This is a genomic window from Rhodococcus sp. BP22 (assembly GCF_014281965.1).
GTDB lineage: Bacteria > Actinomycetota > Actinomycetes > Mycobacteriales > Mycobacteriaceae > Rhodococcoides.
In genome coordinates this window covers 269594-290146 of sequence record NZ_JACFTB010000004.1, presented here as the reverse complement: position 1 = coordinate 290146, position 20553 = coordinate 269594, and the positions used below count along the sequence as shown (strand labels likewise).

The following is a 20553-nucleotide window of genomic DNA, read 5'->3' as shown; positions in this document are numbered from 1 at the left end:
GGCGCCCGCAGAGAATCCCGCTAGGCGACACGTCGTGCTGCGAGACAGTGTCGATATCTACGCTGTTTATCATCGATTCCGTCTTGAAGAAAAGTGAAATGAGGTGCTCCACGGTGATGACCGGAGGGTCCGTGTCGGTAGGTTCGTTGCTGGACCGGCGCTACCGAATCGACGCACCGATCGCCCGCGGTGGAATGTCGACGGTGTACCGAGCGCTCGATACACGCTTGGATCGGCCGGTGGCAGTGAAGATAATGGATCCCGCGTTCGCCGCGGATCCTCAATTCGTCGCCCGCTTCGAGTTCGAGGCACGAGCGGTGGCCAGGCTGACCAATCCGGGCCTCGTCGCCGTCTACGACCACGGACGCGACGGCGAGTTCGCATTTCTCGTCATGGAGTTGGTCGAAGGCGGAACGCTGCGCGAACTGCTCCGTGAACGCGGCCCGATGCCCCCGCATGCCGCAGCTGCCGTCGTACGGCCGGTGCTCGAGGCGCTCGGAACAGCGCATCGCGCCGGACTCGTCCATCGCGACGTCAAGCCCGAGAACATCCTCATCTCGGACTCCGGTGACGTAAAGATCGCCGACTTCGGGCTCGTTCGAGCCGTCGCAGCGTCGAATACGACGTCCAGCAGTGTCATTCTCGGCACTGCGGCCTACTTGTCCCCCGAGCAGGTGACCACCGGTTCGGCCAATGCCGGCAGCGACGTTTTCGGTGTCGGGGTTGTGCTGTTCGAGCTACTTACCGGCCGGACGCCTTTCACTGGAGACACCTCGCTCTCCATTGCCTACCAACGCATCGACAACGACGTCCCCCGCCCCAGCGAGATCATCGCGGGGGTACCTGAAGAATTCGACGATCTGGTCCGCCACGCCACGGTCCGCGATCCGGCGGGTCGATTCCAGAACGCCGACGAGATGGCCCGCGCGTTGGCGAGCGTTTGCGCACGGCTCGAACTGCCTTCGTATCGGGTTCCCGCACCCAGGCGCTCTGCCGAACACAGCAGCGCAGCCGCGATGGGTGCTCCGACCACATTCGCCGGAGCGCGTCACGAGCCGCAGGCCCCTGCCACGGAGGTAGTAGCCCTACCGCAGGCCGACGGTGTCCATCACACCCGCGTCCAGACGGCCCCGACCTCGAGGCCGGAGTACGACCACGACGACACCCCGCAGCCCGCTCCGGTAGGCCGTCGCCAATACCAGTTTCCAGATTTCGACGCGGACAAGCAACGGTCACGAAGAACGATCATCATCTGGCTCACCATCGTGGCGTTGCTGGCGGTACTGGTCGGGTTCGGTGGCTGGTGGATGGGGTCCGGACGGTACACCTCGGTACCCGTCGTGGAGGGGTTGGACATCGCAGCCGCCGCGAACACGCTCGAATCCGCAGGGTTGACGAGCACTACTCGCGGCACGTATTCCGACAGTGCGCCGCTCGACACCCTCATCGGAACAGATCCTGGCTCCGGCTCACGCCTCACCAAGGGTGAGGAAGTTTTTCTACTCGTCTCCCTCGGGGCGCCGACCGTCCCCGACGTCGCTCCGAACACCGCTGTCGGCGATATGCAGCGCCAGCTCCGCGATCGCACCTTCGTGCCCGCCGACGGAGGCGAAACGTTCAGCACGACCGTGCCGGTCGGTGCCGTCGCGGCGCTGGATCCCTCACCTGGCACCGTCCTGTCCGTCGGCGACACCGTCAAGGTCTTGCGATCGAAAGGCGCTCCCCCAGTGACGATTCCGGACGTCGCCGGTAAGTCTGCGGAGGAGGCAACTGCCGAGCTGGCCACCGTCGGTATATCCGTCTCGGCGACCCAGTTGGCCTTCGACAAGGCGACCGACGGCGGGAAGGTAATTGCCACCGACCCTGCGATCGGGGGGACCGTCAACGCCGGCAGCACGGTGACGCTGAAGGTATCCAATGCGATCACCGTCCCGTCGCTACTCGGGCGCTCGGTGGGATCTGCTCGGGGCACGCTCGAACGGCTCGAACTCGGTGTCCAGGTTCGGCAAGTAGTCGACACCGACGGCTCGCTGGTCATCACACAGAACCCGAGCCCAGGGTCCAGAGTGGCCCCGGGCTCGTCGGTGTCGGTCGTCTCCCTCCCCTGATCGCAAGGTGAGAGTGGAGACGATCACGCGAGGCCTCAGCCGCGCAACATCTCCGCCACCAGGAACGCAAGCTCGAGCGACTGCTGTGTGTTCAGCCGGGGATCACATGCTGTCTCGTAACGGCCGGAGAGGTCGAGGTCGGAGATATCCTGTGCGCCACCGAGGCATTCGGTCACGTTGTCACCGGTCAGTTCGACGTGAATACCGCCGGGATGTGTGCCGAGCCCGTTGTGGATCTCGAAGAATCCTTGAACCTCGTCGACGATCCTGTCGAAGTGACGTGTCTTGTATCCGGTCGACGCCTCGTGAGTGTTGCCATGCATCGGATCGCACTGCCAGATGACCTGGTGCCCTGTTGCTTGCACCTTCTCGATGATCGGGGGCAGCAAATCGCGCACTTTGCCGTTGCCCATGCGCGAAATGAGAGTCAGCCGTCCCGGCTTGTTCGTGGGGTCGAGTCGTTCGACGTATTCCACGGCCATCTCGGGGGTAGTGCTCGGCCCGATCTTCAAGCCGATGGGGTTCGAGATGAGTTCTGCCAGTGCGATGTGGGCACCGTCGAGTTGCCGCGTGCGATCGCCGATCCACAAGAAATGCGCCGATAGGTCGTAGAGCTTGGGGTGATCGTCGGTGTTGTCGAGCCGTAGCATCGCGCGCTCGTAGTCGAGCACCAGCGCTTCGTGACTCGCATAGATCTGCGCGGTGTGCAGGTTCGGGTCTTTTACGCCGCATGCGTCCATGAAGCGCAGGCCTCGATCGATCTCGCCTGCGAGGGCTTCGTAGCGCGCACCTGCCGGCGAGTTGGCGACGAATTCACGGTTCCAGTCGTGGACCTTGTGCAGATCCGCCATTCCGGCACCGGTCAGCGCTCGCACGAGGTTCATCGCAGCACTTGCGTTTGCGTACGCACGGACCAGTCGCGATGGGTCGTGGCCTCGCACTGCCTCGTCGGCTACCAACGAGTTCACCATGTCTCCGCGGTAGGACAGCAGTCCGAGTGCGTCGGTATTGGCCGACCGCGGCTTTGCGTACTGTCCCGCGATTCGCGCCACCTTCACCACGGGCATGCTCGCGCCGTAGGTGAGGACGACGGCCATCTGCAGGAGCGTACGGATATTGCCCTTGATGTGCGGCTCGGTGTTGTCGGCGAAAGTCTCCGCGCAGTCGCCACCCTGCAGCAAGAATGCCTCACCACGCGCGACGGCGGCCAGCTTTTCAGACAACGCCTCGACCTCGCCCGCAACAGTGATCGGCGGGACGCTCTCGAGCACCTTGCGCATGTCGGCTGCCTGCTCCGGGTCCCACTGCGGCTGTTGCGCCGCTGGCTTGGCCAGCGCGTCGTCCAACTGAGAGCGCAACGTCGGAGACAGCGGAGGAAGTTCGGGCAAGCGGTCGATGGGTACGTCGACAGTCCAGTTCACGTACCTAGGATATTCGCTGACCGCAGCGTGGTCTCCGACGGGTTGCCCGTCCGGACCGCCGAGAACACATATCCAGTCCGAATCAGGCCGACGCGGCCTCGATAGCGATGAACTTCGCGAGGTTGTGCCGCGCGTCGGCAAGTGCGTCGTGGGCGTCATCGGGGACCGCAGGCAATACCGGGCTTCCTCGATCTTCCCAATGTTGCCGGAGCTCGCGGCTGAATCTCGGCAGCGACCTCGGCAGTTCGGTCATCGATCCCCAGAGTTGGCACAGTGCGACGTGGTCGTAGGCAGCCACCCAGGCCCACAACTCCACCTCGGCACCCGGGTACGGCACCAGGAACTCGAGCAGTTCGTCGCGAATTCGGGACCTGCCCTTCCACAGCGGCGACGAGTACGGTGGCAGCTTGGGCAGGACATTCCGCCGAACCCATTTGCCGGCGCGGGAGGGATCGAACTCGGAGGAGACTGCATAGAACTCGCGGCCATCCTCGGAGACCACAGCGATCGAGACGAGCTCGATTGTGCGACCATCCTCGATGAACTCGGTGTCGTAGAAGTAGCGCACGCAGGACACACTAGACCCGGCGGTAGCGCCGACAAAGATCGCCCGCCGTCAGAAGGAACTCCCGTTGACACCTCCCGAGACCTCCAACCCGATCGATACCGGCGTCGACGGCACCGCCACGCCGGCGAACGGAGTCCGATCCACGGCCTCGGTTGCCCGAACGACAGCCGTGGTGATCTCGTGCATCGCAGTCGCTGCGGGCATCGCTGCGGGAATCGCCTACAACTTGTTCGCGCTGCCCGGCCTTCGTGGGCTCGACGTTCTGGGTGACTACTACAGAATCGATTTGGACGTCTATCGGATCGGCGGCGGCATCTTCGCCTCGGGATCACCGCTGTACGGTCAGATGCCCGCCACCGCGCTGGGGAACACTCTCCCGTTCACCTATCCCCCGATTGCTGCGGTCCTTTTCAGCCCATTGTCGATGATTTCGCTCTACTGGGCCGGCATCGTGGTAACTGCACTGTCTTTGGCGCTGCTGGTGACCACAATCGTGCTGACGCTGGTGTCTCTCGGGTACTCACCCAAAGCCTTGTTGGTGTGGACAGCCGGCGCAGTCTTCGCGGTGTCGATGATTCTCGAGCCCGTCTTCTCCACACTCGACTACGGACAAATCAACATCATTCTGATGGTGTTCGTTGCCGCGGATTGTCTGCCGAAGAAGACTCCATGGCCTCGTGGTGTCCTCATCGGATTCGTCGCAGCCGTGAAGCTGACGCCCGCTGTATTCGTCCTTTTCTTCCTGATCCGGAAAGACTTTCGGGCTGCCGTCGTAGCGGGCGTGAGCTTTGCAGCATTCACAGCCATCGGCTTTCTGGCGACAATGTCCGATTCGGTCGAATACTGGACCCACACCCTGATCGACTCCGACCGAATCGGAAAACCTGCCTACCCAGCGAACCAGAGCATCACCGGAGTTCTTGCACGGCTCGGACTCGACGACTCGTTGAGGTCGGCGCTGTGGATCGCGCTGTCGTTCGGTGCGCTCGTACTTACCGCGCTCGCTATGCGGAAAGCGTTCCAGGCCGATCTCACGGCCATCGCACTCGGAGTGAACGCCGTTCTCGGGCTGCTTGTTTCGCCGATCTCGTGGTCGCACCATTGGGTGTGGGTCGTGCCGTTCCTCGTTGCACTTGCGACCTATGCCTACCGTCAGCGAAGCACCTGGCTGGCGTTCCTGGTCGGCATCGGCCTCGTACTGTTCCATTTCGCGCCGCATTGGCGCCTCGCGCCAGGTCGCACCTCCGGCCTCGGGTGGCCGTTATGGGACCAGCTGGCAGCGTCCTCGTACGTTTGGTGGGGAATCGCAGCAATAGCCACTGTGGCCTTCTCTACCTGGAAAACCTCACAGAGGAAGGCCACGAGCAGCTCATACGAACTCCCGCCGACCGAGCCGACACCGGCCGACTGACGTCGGCGAGCTCAGCTCGCTTTGGAGTCCGGGACGCGCTCGGGGTCGATGCCGGCCACGGGCGCTACCGGGGCATTCTTCAGGGATGCGGCGTAGACGTCGACGTACTCTTGACCGGACAGCAACATCAGGTCGTACATCACTTCGTCGGTCACCGCTCGCTCGACGAACCGATTACCCGCCATACCCTCGAAGCGAGAAAAATCGATCGGCTTACCGATCTTGATGGTGACTTTCGACGGCTTCCAGATCCTCGAACCGATGGGATTCATCTTGTCGGTTCCGATCATCGCGACCGGCACCACCTGTACTCCGGTCTCCAGCGCCAGTCGGGCCATACCGGTCTTGCCCTTGTACAGCCTTCCATCCGGTGAGCGTGTGCCCTCCGGATAGATGCCGAGCAGTTTGCCCTTGGCGATTACCCGAGCGCCGGCATTGAGCGCATCCTGTGCAGCATCGGCACCCGTCCGGTCGATCGGAACCTGACCGACCGCTGTGAAGAACCACCTCTGGAATGCGCCCTTGAGTCCCGAACCTGTGAAGTATTCACTCTTGGCCAGGAACGTGATTCGTCGCTGCACCTTCAACGGGAGATAGAAGGAATCGAGAACTGCCTGGTGGTTACTGGCCAGAATTACCGGTCCTCGGGCCGGGATGTTCTCGGCGCCTTCGACTGTAGGTCTGCCCATCGCAATCAGGATAGGACCGATGAATACGTACTTGAACAGCCAGTACCACATGGCGTCCTTCCTGATTCGAGTCTTCGCTGCGGATTCGAGGTTGACTCTACCTACCCGTTATGGTGCCAGCCACAACAACTCGGACGCCGCGACAGAGGTCACACGCAGCTAACGCGCATCGACCAGAAATTCCGAACGTGCAAGGTCCGCCGCACCGATCATGCCTGCGGCCTCACCGAGCTGTGTGCTCGCGATCCGCGCAAGCGGCCGGTGACCTGCACCGGTGACAAGTCGCGCATGGTGGCCCCGCGCCTCATCCAAGAACTGACTCGACGAAGTCGCTACCCCGCCTGCGATGACGATCAAATCCGGATCGTAGACGTCGCTGACCAGGGAAAGACCGACCCCGAGCCAACGTGCGAAGTCGGCCATCGTGCGCCGCGCGATCTCGTCACCGTCCTGCGCAGCGGACGCGATCCGGCGGCCGGTCAGTGATCCCGGATCGAGAAAAACCTCGCGTGCCAAGATTGTGGACGACGCTTGGTCCGAAGCAAGAAACTCGACGGCAGTATCGACGAGCGCAGTTCCGCTGCAATACCGTTCCCAGCATCCGCGCTTTCCGCACGGGCAGGCGCGACCGTCGGGAACGACCTGGATGTGCCCCAGCTCCGGTGCGACACCATAGCTACCTCGATAGATGCGACCATCGATCAGGAGTGCGGCTCCGATTCCCGTCCCTATCGACACCATCACCACGTTCCGACCGCCTGCCGCCGCACCGAAACGATATTCGGCCCATGCGGCCGCATTGGCATCGTGTTCGAGAAGAACCGGCAACCCAATGCGCTCGCTCATCTGACTGGCCACCGGAGTGTCGATCCACGGCAGGTGCGGCGCGAATCGTACCGAGGTTCGGTCGGAATCGATGAACCCGGCGACCGCAAGCCCTACCGCGGAAACAGAGTGTCGGCCAGCCAGTTCCTGGACAGCTCGATCGAGACCGTGCTCGAGAGCGGCGGCCGAATGAGGCGTCGGCGACTGGGCGGAATCGATGACCTGACCGGACGAGTCGACGACGGAGGCACGCAGGCTGGTACCACCGACATCGATGCCGATGGTGAGCAATTCCCGATGCCGCTTCATTGCTGACCTTTCCAGTGCCGCCCAGCCCCCGAAAATCGACATCGACGCTCTTTACCGACTCCCACCGGATCTTCCAGTTCTCGAATCCCGCAGCTGTCCCGATCGGACTACATCGGATCCTTGACAGTGACGGTAATCGGTACGAATCCCCCTCGTCGAACTACCGGCTCTTCCGTGTCCTGTGCATCAGCCTGACCCGTCGGGTGATCCTGACCATGCCCGCCGGTGTCGGTGTCAGCTCCTGGGTCCTGGGTTGTCGCTGTCGAGGCGTGCGTCGCTTGCGACGCCGGACCATCCATGTGCTCGGCAACCAATTGCCGGATCATTGCGATGACGGTGGCACCCTCGGTCGCGAGCACGGTGAGTAGATCGTGCTGCTCGCCCCTGATCAACGCAGACAGTGCACACACCGGGCACCAACTGCATCCCTGACGTGGGCGGTCCTGTTGATCGGTGACGGCTTGGCGAAGCATCGGCTCGACGCGTGTGAGCACAGTTTCTGCCAACGCCCACAGCTCGGCTGCGACGTCGGAATGCTCGGTGGTCATCTACAGCGTCACCTTTCAGGCCGGCCACAAGGCCGGATCGGGCCGGAAACGGACCACGAGATTACCGGATTCGAACTCGGCACCGAGAACTACACAACGACGCAGAACCGAAGCCAGGCGAACTCGCTTGCGGGTTCCGTCGGCACCGATGATCACGTCGTCCTCCACTCGCCCGAGACTGACCGTCGACGGGTCCACGACCGGTAGACGCATCGTCATCGTGTACACCGACTCCAGCCCCGATCCCGACTCGTGCGCCACCACTGGTTTCTCGAACTGGCGTGCGGCACCTGTCCCACCCGCTTGGTTGGACCCCGCTTGGTTGGACCCCGCTTGGTTGGAGATTGTGACGACACCCACCCGAGTTTCCAGCGCGCCGAGAGATGCCAACCCTACCGGTTCCTCTGCACTTTGTTCCACGATCAGCAACGAACAATCCTGGGCAAGCTGCTCGACGTCGGCAAGGCAGGCCTGCTGGGCTTCGCGCCAACTCTCGAACCAGAATACCGCCGGGTGCACACCTACAAGCCCGATCGACGACGAATTCAGCTCGGGCAGAACCTTGTTGACGATCACCTCGCCGACCGGCAACCCCATCAATGCAGCCGCGGACATGGTCCGACGGGCCTCCGCGACCCCGACCGAATCCGGTGTGAGAACGATTGTCGCCGTCGTTCGCCGGTGATCGAACAACAGCTCACGAACTGCGTCAGCGTCTGCGAGGACGCGTTCCATCACCGCGACCAGAACAGTCAGACGTGGGTCCGTTCCGGTCCCCGCGACGACCCGATCGTGTTGGGGCCAGAGGCGTTCCAAATAGCCACACAGCAGGTCTGGAAGCGCCAGGGTACGCAATGCATCAGCGGTTGCCGGAAGGTCGACGAATATTGTGTCCCAGGTTCTTTCGTCCACCAGTTCGACCAGCCGATGCAACCCTAGGAGGTCCTGGGCTCCGGGCGCGCCGACAATCTCTTCAGGGTCGATACCGCCGAAGCGGACGCCGTGTTCGTGACCCGTTCCTGCCAACGACGCCATGGCAGAGATCGATCGGTAACTCGCCTCCAGTAGCGCCAAAGTATTCATCTCGAGAACATCGAGTCTCTCGGCCACAGATCGGGGCCTGTTGACGACCGGTGGCGTCGAACCATCCAGGGCTGGGCGTCCGAGAACATCGAGCAGCGAATGTGCCTGATCGAAAGACACCACCAGCACTCGACGCCCCGACCTGGCGTCCTCGATCGCCGCCTTGGCAGCAAGCGTCGTCTTGCCCGCTCCGCCCTTGCCGACGAACAGTCGGACCTTGGTGCGGGCGTCGGCGCGAGCCTCGCTCAGCCTTCGACTCGCTTCTTCAGCTCTTTGAGCGCGGTATCGGTGATGACCTTCTCCGCTTTGCGCTTGAACAACCCGATCATCGGAATATTCAGATCTACCGTCAACTCGTAGACGACATCGGTCCGTCCCTCGCCGGCGTCCTTCAACGTGTACGACCCCGACTGCGACTTCTGCATTTCACCCGATACGAGCTCCCACGCCACCGCCATTCCATCCGGCGCCCAGTCGTAACGAAGTTCGTAGGTGTCCTTGACCATTCCAGCGTCCAGGACGAACTTCACGCGGTCCGCTCGACCGTTCGAGCCGGTAGCGAGCACCTCCACGGACTTCGCTGCCGAGACCCAGGACGGATACGCGTCGAAGTCTGCGATCACGTCCATTACCTGTGCGGACGGAGCGTCGACAGTAATCGACCTCTGAGTTTTCTCGGCCATGCTGTTGGTCCGCTTCCTCTCTCATTTGTTGTCGATGGACTTCTCTCGCCGGGCGTCGGCGCACGCCGTCGACGCCCCTCATCACACACGATCGCCTACGGTCCGCACAACGGGGACCGCAAGAGAGCGCGCCTTCGCCTCTAGGTTCGCGCGTGATCCGGACGCTCGCCCGCAGCGCGGCCTGCCTCCAATTCACGCTTGAGCGCGAATGCCATCGACTTTCCGGCAATCCTTCGCCTGCGGTTCTCGCCGACAAGGTCGAGTCCCTCTCGCCCAGCTGGTGGTTCTGCGTGCAGAAAATAATGGACGATAACGCCGTCGAGGACCGGGATTTCCTCGAGCCACACTTCCATCGTCCCCGTCAGCGCTCCGTCGATCGTCCAACGGATGCCTTTGTCGGCACGATCTTCGGACACCTCGATCCGCAGGTCAGGCCACCACGACCGCCAACGATCTCTCGGCGCCATCGCCTCGGAGACGCGCGCGCCCGGGACAGCAATGAAGGTTTGATCCGCTACATGGATACTGCTCATCGAAAGAGCTTCACATATATCTTTCGCGGCGCCGCACCTGAGGCGGTCGAACTGCTCCAGAATGCCGGACTACAGTACAAACAATCCGAGCTACTCGTGAGTAGAGCTAACCGATCCGTTGTTGGAGGTACCCCCGTGCGTGAGTTCACTGTGCCCGCCCGATTCAAAGTCGAGGACGGGGAATCGGCAGTCGATTCCGTTTTCACCCGCCGGGCTACGGCACCCGAGTCGGTGGCGTTTCTCCGCCAAGAGAACGGCAGTTGGACCGACGTCACTGCCGAGCAGTTCGCGACTCAGGTCGTATCGGTTGCCAAAGGCCTGATTGCCTCCGGAGTCGAGCAGGGTGATCGCGTCGCACTGATGTCCTCGACGCGCTACGAATGGTCGGTGCTCGACTACGCGATCTGGGCCGCAGGCGGCGTTACAGTTCCGATTTACGAGACATCATCTGCCAATCAGGTCGAGTGGATCCTGTCCGACGCCGAGCCGGTTCTGCTCGTGCTGGAAAACAAGCAGCATCGCGACGAAGCCGCCGATGTCGTCGCAGCCTCGAAGACGGTACGTAGGACGTTCCAGGTGGACGGCACAACCGCCGATACCGGCGCGATCCACGAATTGATCGAACTCGGTGCGGCCACTGCCGACAGCGTGGTCGAAGCACGTGTCGCTGCCCTACGTTCGTCCGATCCGGCGACCCTCATCTATACCTCGGGCACTACTGGCCGTCCCAAGGGCGTGCAGCTCACCCATGCCAATCTCCTTGCGGAGTCCAAGGGAATCCGCGAGACGTCGCTGAAGTCACTGCTGAGAGGTGGCACGCGGACCCTGATGTTCCTGCCGCTCGCGCACGTGTTGGCCCGCGCCGTCACGATTGCAGCCTTCGATGCGGGGACGACTGTCGGCCACACGAACGACATCCCCAACCTCGTTGCCACGTTCGGGTCGTTCAAGCCAGATTTCATCTTGTCGGTGCCCCGCGTGTTCGAGAAAGTATTCAACACTGCCCGACAGAAGGCACATGCCGACGGCAAGGGAAGGATTTTCGACGCGGCCGCCGACACAGCTGTCGCGTGGAGCCAGTCGAAGGACGAAGGCTCCACCGGAGTCGTACTTCGAGTCAAGCATGCAGTGTTCGACAAGCTCGTGTACTCGAAACTCCGTGCGGCTCTAGGCGGTAACTGCAAGCTGGCGATCTCCGGCGGCGCTCCGCTCGGCGCACGACTCGGCCACTTCTATCGCGGAATCGGGGTACCGATCTACGAGGGATACGGACTGACCGAGACCAGCGCAGCCTTTGCGGTGAATACCATCGGCCATCAACACGTCGGCAGTGTCGGTCGACCTCTCCCCGGCAATACCGTCCGTATCGCCCCCGACGGCGAAATTCAACTGCGCGGCCCTGTTGTGTTCGCCGGCTACTGGCGTAACGAAGAAGCGACTGCCGAGTCCCTGGATGACGGATGGTTCTGTACCGGCGATCTCGGTTCGCTCGACGCCGACGGGTACATCACGATCACCGGCCGCAAGAAAGAATTGATCGTCACCGCCGGCGGAAAGAACGTCTCTCCCGCAGGTCTGGAAGATCAACTGCGCGCGCATGCCCTGATCAGTCAAGCAATCGTTGTCGGCGATCAGAAGCCGTTCATCGGCGCATTGGTGACGCTCGATGCCGACGCTCTGACCGGCTGGAAGGCGCGCAACTCCAAACCCGCAGATTTGTCTGCTGCAGACCTGGCAACCGACCCGGACCTGATCGCAGAGATCGATGCGGCGATCGATGAGGCAAACAAGTCGGTCTCACACGCCGAAGGGATCAAGAAGTACCGGATCCTGCCGAACGACTTCACCGAGGAGGCCGGCGAGGTGACACCGACGATGAAGCTCAAACGCAATGTGATCACCAAGACCTACGCGGACGACGTCGAAGCGATCTACTCCAGGTAGTCACCGGCCTGTTCCCTTGTGCCGACCACACGCACAAGGGAACAGGGCGCGGATCAGAGCAGGCTGCGCAGCTTGTGCGCGAGAGTATCCCAGCGCCAGTTCTTTTCGACCCACTCACGTCCAGCCGCGCCCATCGATGCGGCGAGCGTCGCATCGGACAGAATTCGGACGATCGCCTCGGTGATCTGGTCGACCGAACGACCATCGACTACAAGTCCGGTTTCGTTCTGCCGCACCGTCTCCGGTGCGCCACCGGACATGCCGGCGACGACCGGCACGCCGCACGCCGACGCTTCGAGGTAGACGATCCCCAGACCCTCGACGTCGAGCCCCCAGCCGCGAGTTCTGCTCGGCATCGCGAAGACGTCCGCGATCGTGTGATGCGCGGCCAGCTCCGCCGAACGGACTGTGCCAGTGAAAATCACGTGATCTTCCACGCCGCAGCTGCGGGCCAGCGCGCGTAAGGTGCCCTCGTACGGCCCGCCACCGACGATAACCAGAATCGCACCGTCGATCGCTTCTCTGATCCCCTGCATCGACCGGATGAGAAAATCCTGTCCCTTCCGCGGTACCAAGCGCGACAGACACAGAATCGTCGGTCGATCCCCCAACCCGTAGCGGGCCCGAAGTTCTGCTCGCGCGCCGGAATCCGGCTTGAACTTATCGGTGTCGACACCCGGCGGCACATGCTCGAGCGCGGCCTGTGGACCGAAGGCCGACGCGAACCGTCCTCGCGTGTACTTGCTTACGTACGTCACTGTGTCGACGGAGTTGCCGATCGCTCGCAGCGTTCCGCGACCACCTGGAATCATCGACCATCCCACTTCGTGTCCATGGGTGCTGGCGATGATCGTCTCTGCCCCTGCACGTCTGACCACTGGAGCCATCACAGCGAGCGGCGCTGCCGCACCGAACCACACACTGTCGCAATCGTGCGACTTCACAAGCCGCGCAGCTCTTCGCGCCACCAGCGGTGTCGGTAGCATCAGCGTCGTGGGGTGCCGGACCACTTCATACGACTGGCGTGCATCGAACGCGAGATGACTATCGCCCCGCCACCGGGGGGCATATACCACCAACTCTTCGGGTGGGAATCTATCCGCGATGCTCTGGAGATAGGACTGGATACCTCCGGGACGCGGGGGAAAGTCATTCGTTACCAAGAGCGTCCGACCCATTGCACTACCGTAGGTCAGCTCGCATTCTGCGCAACCCAAGCCCCCCAGTCCGCGATGAATGTGTCGGTTCTCGACCCGACAGTCGCTTCGAGACCCGCACTGATCTCGGCGTCTGTTTGCGGACCGGTTGCCAACTGCGCGTAAAGATCTCGCAGCACCGACTCACCGTATCGCTCAGCGATGAACGCTGCGAGGGACCATGCAGATTCATACGCGAGGGTGGAACGGAGCCCGCCTGCCGAAAAATCCGAGTCTGCCGGGAGAACCGTCGGCGGCCCGCCCACCCCGACTGCACGACTCAGGGTCGGAGCCAGCGTGGCGAAGTCGACACCCGATCCGCGGTATCCCGAATAATCCGCGAACCCCTCGAGCATCCATGTCGGCGATCCGTCGACGGTGTTCGCGCGAGCAGCAATGTGCGTAAGTTCGTGACGCAGGACCGAGCGAGTAGTGAACTCGGTCAATCGCTCAGCAGCGGAGGGAGAGAAGACGACACGCTGCCCAGTCACCGGATCGCCGGGTACAACGACATCAGAGACGGACACAGCCGCCACGTCCGGGCCTGCAACTCCCCCTGCCGACGCGAGGAACTCATCTGTGGAACTTGTCGTCACTATCAGCGTCTTGCGCGGCCAGTCGTCACCCACGAAGTCCGCAACTGCCTCGACCGCGGCCGGCAACTCGGTGGAAAGCCGAGAGGTGAGCAGGTCCTGCTCTCGTTTGCCCAGCACCATCGATGTTCCCCCGGCCGTCGTGATCGGCGTGGCCGTTACCGGCCCGAAGTCCCACGGTCCCCGCCAGGTATGTCGGTCGATACCTGGTAAGTCCGTGTCGGACACCAGTCGCCATCTATCGTCACGCTCGGCCACGAGCAACGAGATCGGTCTGCGGGTCGGTAGGTCATCCGGCCCGTCGATGCCATACCGAAGAACCACCGACGGCGCCCACACGTCTGCGGCCCCCACACGTTCGGCAATTTCGGAAGAAACGGGCGTTTCAGGCTCGTCCACGATCTCGTAGCCCCACTCGGACAGCGGCACATCCGTGAGGTTCGATGCGGTGCTGATCAGCGATTGCAGGAATTCGGGCGACGCTGCCGGGTCGACCAGAGCCGCCAGTTCAGCATCGTCGTTGGAGGAGACCGCATCCGCCCAATCCACGAGAAGCTGTTCGACGCCCGCCCTGCGCTGGTCCTCGTACGGATTCGAGGGCATCGGTGTCGTCGACTCGACCAGCGGGCCGGACGCTGTACATCCCGACACCCATACCAGAGCGCCGACGAGAACTGCCGCCGTTGAAGAGCGGCGGGCAGTCATCGAGTGAACCAAGCTGGAGCTATCAGTACCGGCGCGCACCGTAGAACGGGAACGACGCCATCGACTGAACCTTCACCGGCACCCCGAACGTCGAAGCATGCAGCACGTTTCCGTTACCGGCATACAGGCCGACATGCGAGGCATCCGGATAGAAGAGAACGACGTCGCCTGGCTGGAGGCTCTTCTGATCGACTGGGGTTCCGCCGGCAGCCTGCGCCTGGCTGGACCGCGGGAGCGTCTTGCCGACCTGCTTGTAGGCCCACACGACCAGCCCTGAGCAGTCGAAGCCATCGGGCCCTGTAGCGCCCCACACGTACGGTTTACCTATCTGTGTCAAACCTGCCTGCAGAGCACCGGACCCCGATCCCGGAACCAATCCTGCGATGATCTTCGACAGGTCGAATCCTGGAGGTAGCGGACTGCCTGCGTAGTCACTCCGTTCGGCGCCGGACAGCGCGCTGAACGCCGCCATCACTTCTGCCGTTTGCCCTTGAAGTTCGCTCTGCTTGGCCTGCAGATCGTCGCTGACCATTTTGGCTTGATCTGCAGCCGCGCGCGCCGCGTCTGCAGCGCTACGGGACGCTTCCTCGGCCGCAGCGGCATCGGTCGTTGCCTGCTTGAACTGCCCCACCTGCCTGGAAGTCTCCGCAGAAATGATGTCGAGGGCCGACATCTGGTCCAACAGTTGCTGGGGTGAATCGCTGACCATCACGGCGAACAGCCTGTTCGTTCGACCACCCTGATAGTTGACGTTGGCCACTTTGTCCACGGCGGGCTTCAGCTCGGCCAATGCCGCCTCGGCGACCGCGAGAGCGCTCTGATGAGCCTCGACGGCGGACTCTGCTTCGCGCTGCACTGCGGTCTTGGCATCGAGATCTATTTGCGCGTTGTGCAAAGCCTCGGTCGTTTGCTCGGACTCACGAGCGAGGTCCGCCAACCGCGTCTGCGCATCGGATGCACTATCTATTCCCGGCTGCGCCTGGGCTGTTGCGGCCGGAGCCACGAGAAGACACAGCGCACAAGCTGCAGCGGCGAGGACGCTGCGTTTGGATCGAGCAACGTTCTTGACTGTCGGTGTCGCCACAGAAGGTGACTCTCCGTTCTTGCAGGTGTGTCGATGGAGCTACGACGCAGTGGACCTTCGCTGCGATATCGCTGCATCAGTGCAGGGTTGAAAACAAACTCTACCCATGAGTATCAGCCAATGGTCGGAAATCGCGTCGGATAATTCGGATTTATCCGAGCGACTGGAATATTTGTCCCATCAAGACTTGGAAAGATTACGGAATCGTCACGCCAGTGTCCAACCAGGACCGGATCGAGGGGCGGACACGCACGCCTCGGCCCGGCGAAACGACGAAACAGCACCAGGTCCGCGGCCGATACGACCGGGCCCTGATGCTGTTTGCGTACCGATCACACGAGTCAGTATCGACGAGCTCCGTCGAACGGCATCGACGACACCGGTGCAACCTTGACGGGAACACCTGAGGTGGATGCGTGGATTACGTTGCCGCCGCCTGCGTAGATACCCGAATGCGATCCACCGTAGAAGGAGACGACATCTCCCGGCTGGAGATCGGACTGGGATACCGGAACACCAGCGGACGCCTGGTCGTAGCTCGTACGGGGCAAGCTGACACCGGCTTGCTTGTATGCCCACTGCACCAGACCGGAGCAATCGAACGAGTCAGGACCGGATGCACCGTAGACGTACGGGGACCCGACCTTGGACTCGGCGGCCTGCACGGCCTTCGCAGCCGGAGTGACCTGGGGAGCTATGGGTGCCGGCGCGCCGGGGAGTCCGGGGACGGCCGGCAGCGGGGGCAAGCCCGGGATCTCTGGTATTTCGAACGTACCGACACCCGGGATCGTGATGGGAGCCGCCATTGCGGGGGCAGCGGGCAAAATGACCGCGCCGGCAGTAATCGCACCGGCTACGAGGATTCGACGCAATTGGCGGGTTGAAGTATGTGACGCCACGAGAGGTTGTGCTCCGTTTCTTCCACTCATCCGCCGACCGAGTTAGCTGACGGGTTCGGGCTGGGAAGATCAGCCCTACCCACCGTTCGCATAAAGCGATCCGGCGGGATTCACCCCAGTAGAAATCGGGTTCCCGGTACGGCCACTCTGACGAGTGCCCGATTAGGCGGTGACTTGCGACGCCACTCCTGTCTGGACTGGCGAGACTCCGCAAGGTCTCAGGAAGGTTACGAAATGGCATCCCTCCGTGTCGACCCCGACGCGCCGAAGAGGCTCGAATATCTGGAAACCGGACTACATCGCACGTAGATCCGCGCTTGAATCACAGGACGGTAACGAAGCAGTCCGGGGGGCGTCGTTGTTCTCCACGACCAAACGCAAATGTGGGACGAGACCGACCTCCGCCAGAACCCCGATAGCACCTAGTTCCGCCTGGTCGATGTCTATTTTCGACGCTGCAGACCCGACGTCTACACCCGCCGAACCTGCCATTCCCGGAGCCCCCAGAAGGACGGTCACGACACAGTCTCCGCACGCGATGTCTCTAACCCTGCAATCACTGCAATCCACAATCATGTGATCCTCGTCTCTTTTGTGTTTCAGCCCGAAATTCCGACTCGTTTCGGGCGAACTTATCGGCAAGGTACGACACGCCTTCCACGAAAACGGCAACACAGGATTATGTCGGTACCGCCATCTACCGTCCTGTCCTGTGACCCTTCCGATCCAGCTGACTTTCGATGAACTGGACACCCCGTTACATCAGACGACTTTCGTGGTCGTCGATTTGGAGACGACGGGCGGCAGCGCCGATACCGAAGCGATCACCGAGATCGGGGCGGTCAAAGTCCGCGGAGGTGAGGTGATCGGAGAGTTCGCCACACTCGTCGATCCAGGCCGATCGATTCCGCCTTTCATCGTCGAACTGACCGGAATCACCTCCGCGATGCTGATCGACGCACCGCGCATCGAGCGTGTACTTCCCGGCTTCCTGGAATTCGCTCGGGGCGCAGTACTCGTCGCCCACAATGCGGGGTTCGACACCGGTTTTCTCCGGGCCGCCGCCAGCCGACTGGACATCGCCTGGCCCAAGTTCCAAGTTTTGTGCACCGTCAAACTGGCGCGGCGTGTACTCACCCGTGACGAGGCCCCATCAGTGAAATTGTCGGCACTCGCATCGTTGTTCGACGTCGGCACGACACCGACTCACCGCGCCTTGGACGACGCTCGCGCGACGGTAGATGTACTGCACGCGCTGATCGAGCGTGTCGGAAATCAGGGTGTGCACAGCTACGCCGAACTCGTCGACTATCTCCCAAATGTCTCAGCCGGACAGCGCGCGAAGCGATCCCTCGCCGCCCACCTCCCCCGGACCCCGGGGGTATACCTGTTCAAGGGTCCGGGCAAGGAGGTTCTGTACGTCGGTACCTCGACCAATCTGCAACGTCGAGTCCGGAACTACTTCACCGGTTCGGAAACTCGCGGCCGGATGAAGGAGATGGTCGGCCTTGCTGTCGATGTCGACTACGTCGAGTGTGCTCACGGTCTCGAAGCAGGTGTACGCGAACTCCGGTTGTTGAGCGCGCACATCCCGCCGTACAACCGCCGATCGAAGTTCCCCAAAAAAGGATGGTGGATCACCACGACAGTCGAAGCGTTTCCACGGCTTTCCGTCGTCAGGACACCGACGACCAACTCACTCGGGCCCTTCACAGCGCGAAGTGATGCCGCGGACGCCGCGGCGCTCATCTCCGAATTCGGTTCGATTCGCACCTGCTCCAATCGCATCCCGCGCACCGGCACACACGGACAGAATTGCCTACCGACCGCGGTGGGCGGTTGCGCGGCGGCGACGGCAGGTGTGCTCTCGCCCGACGACTACTCGGTTTATCCCGCGCGATTCCACGCTTTGATCGACGGCGTCGACAACTCCATGTTGGATGCGGCGCGAGTACGGGTCACACAACTCGCCGACGCCGAGCTTTTCGAATCGGCAGCCCGTCTGCGTGATCGACTCACCGTTCTCGCCGACATGGTCCGAAGAATGCACCGTCTCGCCGCGATCGCAGCCATCACCGAACTCGTGGCCGCCAGGAAAACTACGGACGGAGGGTGGGAACTCGCAGTGATTCGCAACGGTCGGCTGGCGGGGGCGGCTACCACTGCGCGTCGCGTACACCCGATGCCGGCCGTGGAGGCCATCACCGCCGCCGCCGAGACCGTCATCCCGGACACCACTCCGCTGCGCGGCGCATCGCCAGAGGAGGTAGGTCTCATTGCCCGGTGGCTGGACTCCGAGGGCGTCCGCATAGTGAGGACCACCGACGGGTACGCCGAACCGGCATACGGCGCGGGGGCGTGGAAAAAATGGTGCAGCATTTCTCGCGCCGCATCCCGCCACGAGTACAGCGCGTCGCCGTTCTCCGACCGGTACGCCCTCTAAGCTCGCGGGGAGTCGCAACGTACGCGTGTTCGCGCATCGAATGAGGGAGACCCATGATCCACGCCATTGTCATGATCGACGCCGAGGCAAGCGCCATCCCCGAGACCGCGCAAGCAGTGGCGGACGTCGACGGTGTGTCCGAGGTCTATTCGTGCGCCGGAGATGTCGACCTGATCGCCATCGTCAAGGTCCGCGATCATCAGCAGATCGCCGAGGTTGTGACACAACGGATCAACAAGGTGGCCGGCGTCCTGAATACCGCGACGCACATTGCGTTCCAGTCGTATTCGAGCGCCGATATCGACGCCGGGTTTTCGATCGGAGAGTAAAGCACTTCCGCGCCGAAGCCGGTCGGATCAATCCAGCTCGTTCGACCGGCTCACCCATCGAGCCAGCAGTGTGGCTGCCGCACCGGAGTCGACTGCCTTCGTTGCGCGCAACAACCCTGCAGAGAGAGCACCGATGATGTCGCCGGCATCGATTCCTTCGGATATTCCGGCATAAGCAGTCAGCGCGGCCGCCGCGTTCAATAGAACTGCGTCGCGCACCGGGCCGGTCTCTCCGGCTAGAACAGCGTGCACCACTTTCGCGTTGAACGCGGCGTCACCGCCTTTGAGCGCCGACAGCGGTACGTAGTCGAACCCGAAGTCCTTCGGATCGATCGTCGTTGCAGTGACCGTGCCTCCGGAGACGACGTGCACGCTGGTAGTGGTGGACATCGTTATCTCGTCGAGGCCGTCGTCACCTCGAACCACGAGAGCGCTCGTGCCACGGCCGGCGAACACCCCCGCGACAACCGGCACCAGTGCCTCGAATGCGCACCCGATCAACCCTGATCGTGGCCGACCGGGATTGGTGAGTGGGCCGAGGATATTGAAAACCGTCGGAATGCCGATCTCTTTGCGCGGCGGGCCCGCGAATCGCAGGGCGGGATGAAATACCGGGGCGAAACAGAACCCGATACCGACATCGCGAACGCTTTCGGCAACTCCACTCGGTCCCAGACCGAACTTGACTCCCAGTGCTTCCAGAACATCGGTCGTACCGCTCTGTGACGATGCCGCTCGATTCCCATGCTTGACCACTGGAGCACCAGCTGCCGCCGCCACGATCGCGGCCATAGTCGAGATGTTCACCGTGTCTGCGCCGTCGCCACCGGTACCGACGACGTCCACCGAATTCGGTTCACTGTCGACGAGGGAAGCATGCGCGAGCATCGAGTCGGCGAGTCCTCCCACCTCCGCAGGAGTGGGCCCCTTCATCTTGAGGGCCACCCCGAAGGCGGCAATCTGCGCGGCAGTGGCGTGGTCGGACATGATCTCGTCCATCGCCCAGGCCGTATCGGCACTCGACAAATCGACCCACGACGTCAAGGCCCCCAGAATGCTCTTCCAGGTCCTGCTCGACTCGTCGTTGATCGGTGCGGTCATCTTTTCCCGTGCCTTCCTGAACTGACGGCCGTATCTTCGGCACCGGTGTGGCCCGACCGAACCTAAGACGCGGTTGCACTA

19 protein-coding genes and 1 riboswitch are annotated in these 20553 nt (G+C 62.5%); of the genes, 5 read left to right on the top strand and 14 right to left on the bottom strand.

Annotation, left to right across the window (positions count from 1 at the left end; translation table 11 throughout):
- The first annotated feature begins 116 nt into the window (after nt 1-116).
- Nucleotides 117-2108, top strand: a complete 1992-nt coding sequence (pknB, locus tag H2510_RS10975; protein WP_186628346.1) for a Stk1 family PASTA domain-containing Ser/Thr kinase — start codon at nt 117-119, stop codon at nt 2106-2108.
- Nucleotides 2109-2143: 35 nt separating this feature from the next.
- Here the strand turns inward: pknB and H2510_RS10970 are convergent, their stop codons facing one another.
- Both H2510_RS10970 and H2510_RS10965 read right to left on the bottom strand, forming a co-directional pair.
- The gene (locus H2510_RS10970) at nt 2144-3529 is read right to left on the bottom strand and encodes a class II 3-deoxy-7-phosphoheptulonate synthase (RefSeq protein ID WP_186628345.1); all 1386 of its coding nucleotides are present in this window, start codon (nt 3527-3529) and stop codon (nt 2144-2146) included.
- An 82-nt stretch (nt 3530-3611) separates the two neighbouring features.
- On the bottom strand, nt 3612-4097 hold the full coding sequence (locus H2510_RS10965; protein WP_186628344.1) for a polyadenylate-specific 3'-exoribonuclease AS: 486 nt from the start codon (nt 4095-4097) through the stop codon (nt 3612-3614).
- 169 nt (nt 4098-4266) lie between these two features.
- Between H2510_RS10965 and H2510_RS10960 the strand changes: the two genes are divergently transcribed.
- Nucleotides 4267-5508: a glycosyltransferase 87 family protein gene (locus H2510_RS10960; RefSeq protein WP_397517351.1), complete on the top strand. Its 1242-nt coding sequence runs from the start codon at nt 4267-4269 to the stop codon at nt 5506-5508.
- An 11-nt stretch (nt 5509-5519) separates the two neighbouring features.
- On the opposite strand, the gene H2510_RS10955 is transcribed toward H2510_RS10960, so the two are convergent.
- The 6 genes from H2510_RS10955 to H2510_RS10930 form a co-directional block, all read right to left on the bottom strand.
- Nucleotides 5520-6248: a 1-acyl-sn-glycerol-3-phosphate acyltransferase gene (locus H2510_RS10955; protein ID WP_186628343.1), complete on the bottom strand. Its 729-nt coding sequence runs from the start codon at nt 6246-6248 to the stop codon at nt 5520-5522.
- Between the two features lie 108 nt (nt 6249-6356).
- Nucleotides 6357-7331, bottom strand: coding sequence for an ROK family protein (locus tag H2510_RS10950; protein WP_186628496.1), 975 nt, complete (start codon nt 7329-7331; stop codon nt 6357-6359).
- Between the two features lie 107 nt (nt 7332-7438).
- Nucleotides 7439-7879, bottom strand: a complete 441-nt coding sequence (locus H2510_RS10945) for a hypothetical protein (protein ID WP_186628342.1) — start codon at nt 7877-7879, stop codon at nt 7439-7441.
- A 15-nt stretch (nt 7880-7894) separates the two neighbouring features.
- A complete protein-coding gene (locus tag H2510_RS10940; protein ID WP_186628495.1) occupies nt 7895-9211 on the bottom strand; it encodes an ArsA family ATPase in 1317 nt (438 codons plus the stop codon).
- Nucleotides 9208-9645, bottom strand: coding sequence for an SRPBCC family protein (locus H2510_RS10935; RefSeq protein ID WP_088945641.1), 438 nt, complete (start codon nt 9643-9645; stop codon nt 9208-9210). Before H2510_RS10935 ends, H2510_RS10940 begins: the two co-directional genes overlap by 4 nt.
- 140 nt (nt 9646-9785) lie before the next feature.
- Nucleotides 9786-10178 (bottom strand): polyketide cyclase / dehydrase and lipid transport, encoded by a 393-nt coding sequence (locus H2510_RS10930; protein ID WP_186628341.1) that lies wholly within the window; start codon nt 10176-10178, stop codon nt 9786-9788.
- A 135-nt stretch (nt 10179-10313) separates the two neighbouring features.
- Here H2510_RS10930 and H2510_RS10925 point away from each other — a divergent pair, with 135 nt between their 5' ends.
- A complete protein-coding gene (locus H2510_RS10925; RefSeq protein ID WP_186628340.1) occupies nt 10314-12122 on the top strand; it encodes a long-chain fatty acid--CoA ligase in 1809 nt (602 codons plus the stop codon).
- A gap of 53 nt (nt 12123-12175) precedes the next feature.
- On the opposite strand, the gene H2510_RS10920 is transcribed toward H2510_RS10925, so the two are convergent.
- From H2510_RS10920 to H2510_RS10900, 5 genes are all read right to left on the bottom strand, one after another.
- Nucleotides 12176-13300, bottom strand: coding sequence for a glycosyltransferase family 4 protein (locus H2510_RS10920; RefSeq protein WP_186628339.1), 1125 nt, complete (start codon nt 13298-13300; stop codon nt 12176-12178).
- A 14-nt stretch (nt 13301-13314) separates the two neighbouring features.
- Nucleotides 13315-14616: a peptidase MA family metallohydrolase gene (locus H2510_RS10915; RefSeq protein WP_186628338.1), complete on the bottom strand. Its 1302-nt coding sequence runs from the start codon at nt 14614-14616 to the stop codon at nt 13315-13317.
- 22 nt (nt 14617-14638) lie between these two features.
- Nucleotides 14639-15700: a C40 family peptidase gene (locus H2510_RS10910; protein ID WP_186628337.1), complete on the bottom strand. Its 1062-nt coding sequence runs from the start codon at nt 15698-15700 to the stop codon at nt 14639-14641.
- 341 nt (nt 15701-16041) lie between these two features.
- The gene (locus tag H2510_RS10905) at nt 16042-16599 is read right to left on the bottom strand and encodes a C40 family peptidase (RefSeq protein ID WP_247598618.1); all 558 of its coding nucleotides are present in this window, start codon (nt 16597-16599) and stop codon (nt 16042-16044) included.
- A gap of 18 nt (nt 16600-16617) precedes the next feature.
- Nucleotides 16618-16778: riboswitch (cyclic di-AMP (ydaO/yuaA leader) on the bottom strand.
- A gap of 115 nt (nt 16779-16893) precedes the next feature.
- Nucleotides 16894-17118 (bottom strand): hypothetical protein, encoded by a 225-nt coding sequence (locus H2510_RS10900; RefSeq protein ID WP_261392856.1) that lies wholly within the window; start codon nt 17116-17118, stop codon nt 16894-16896.
- 193 nt (nt 17119-17311) lie between these two features.
- Between H2510_RS10900 and H2510_RS10895 the strand changes: the two genes are divergently transcribed.
- A complete protein-coding gene (locus H2510_RS10895) occupies nt 17312-19042 on the top strand; it encodes a DEDD exonuclease domain-containing protein (protein ID WP_186628334.1) in 1731 nt (576 codons plus the stop codon).
- Nucleotides 19043-19095: 53 nt separating this feature from the next.
- Entirely contained in the window at nt 19096-19371 is a 276-nt protein-coding gene (locus H2510_RS10890; protein WP_084346641.1) for an Lrp/AsnC family transcriptional regulator, read from the top strand.
- A gap of 27 nt (nt 19372-19398) precedes the next feature.
- Here H2510_RS10890 and trpD read toward each other — a convergent pair whose 3' ends face one another.
- The gene (gene trpD, locus H2510_RS10885; RefSeq protein ID WP_186628333.1) at nt 19399-20472 is read right to left on the bottom strand and encodes an anthranilate phosphoribosyltransferase; all 1074 of its coding nucleotides are present in this window, start codon (nt 20470-20472) and stop codon (nt 19399-19401) included.
- Nucleotides 20473-20553: the final 81 nt, after the last annotated feature.

Coding starts and splice junctions, on each gene's coding strand:
- H2510_RS10955 (WP_186628343.1), bottom strand. CDS start 6,248: ATGTGGTACTGGCTGTTCAAGTACGTATTCATCGGTCCTATCCTGATT.
- H2510_RS10930 (WP_186628341.1), bottom strand. CDS start 10,178: ATGAGCAGTATCCATGTAGCGGATCAAACCTTCATTGCTGTCCCGGGC.
- trpD (WP_186628333.1), bottom strand. CDS start 20,472: ATGACCGCACCGATCAACGACGAGTCGAGCAGGACCTGGAAGAGCATT.
- pknB (WP_186628346.1), top strand. CDS start 117: ATGACCGGAGGGTCCGTGTCGGTAGGTTCGTTGCTGGACCGGCGCTAC.
- H2510_RS10920 (WP_186628339.1), bottom strand. CDS start 13,300: ATGGGTCGGACGCTCTTGGTAACGAATGACTTTCCCCCGCGTCCCGGA.
- H2510_RS10915 (WP_186628338.1), bottom strand. CDS start 14,616: ATGACTGCCCGCCGCTCTTCAACGGCGGCAGTTCTCGTCGGCGCTCTG.
- H2510_RS10935 (WP_088945641.1), bottom strand. CDS start 9,645: ATGGCCGAGAAAACTCAGAGGTCGATTACTGTCGACGCTCCGTCCGCA.
- H2510_RS10890 (WP_084346641.1), top strand. CDS start 19,096: ATGATCCACGCCATTGTCATGATCGACGCCGAGGCAAGCGCCATCCCC.
- H2510_RS10945 (WP_186628342.1), bottom strand. CDS start 7,879: ATGACCACCGAGCATTCCGACGTCGCAGCCGAGCTGTGGGCGTTGGCA.
- H2510_RS10950 (WP_186628496.1), bottom strand. CDS start 7,331: ATGAAGCGGCATCGGGAATTGCTCACCATCGGCATCGATGTCGGTGGT.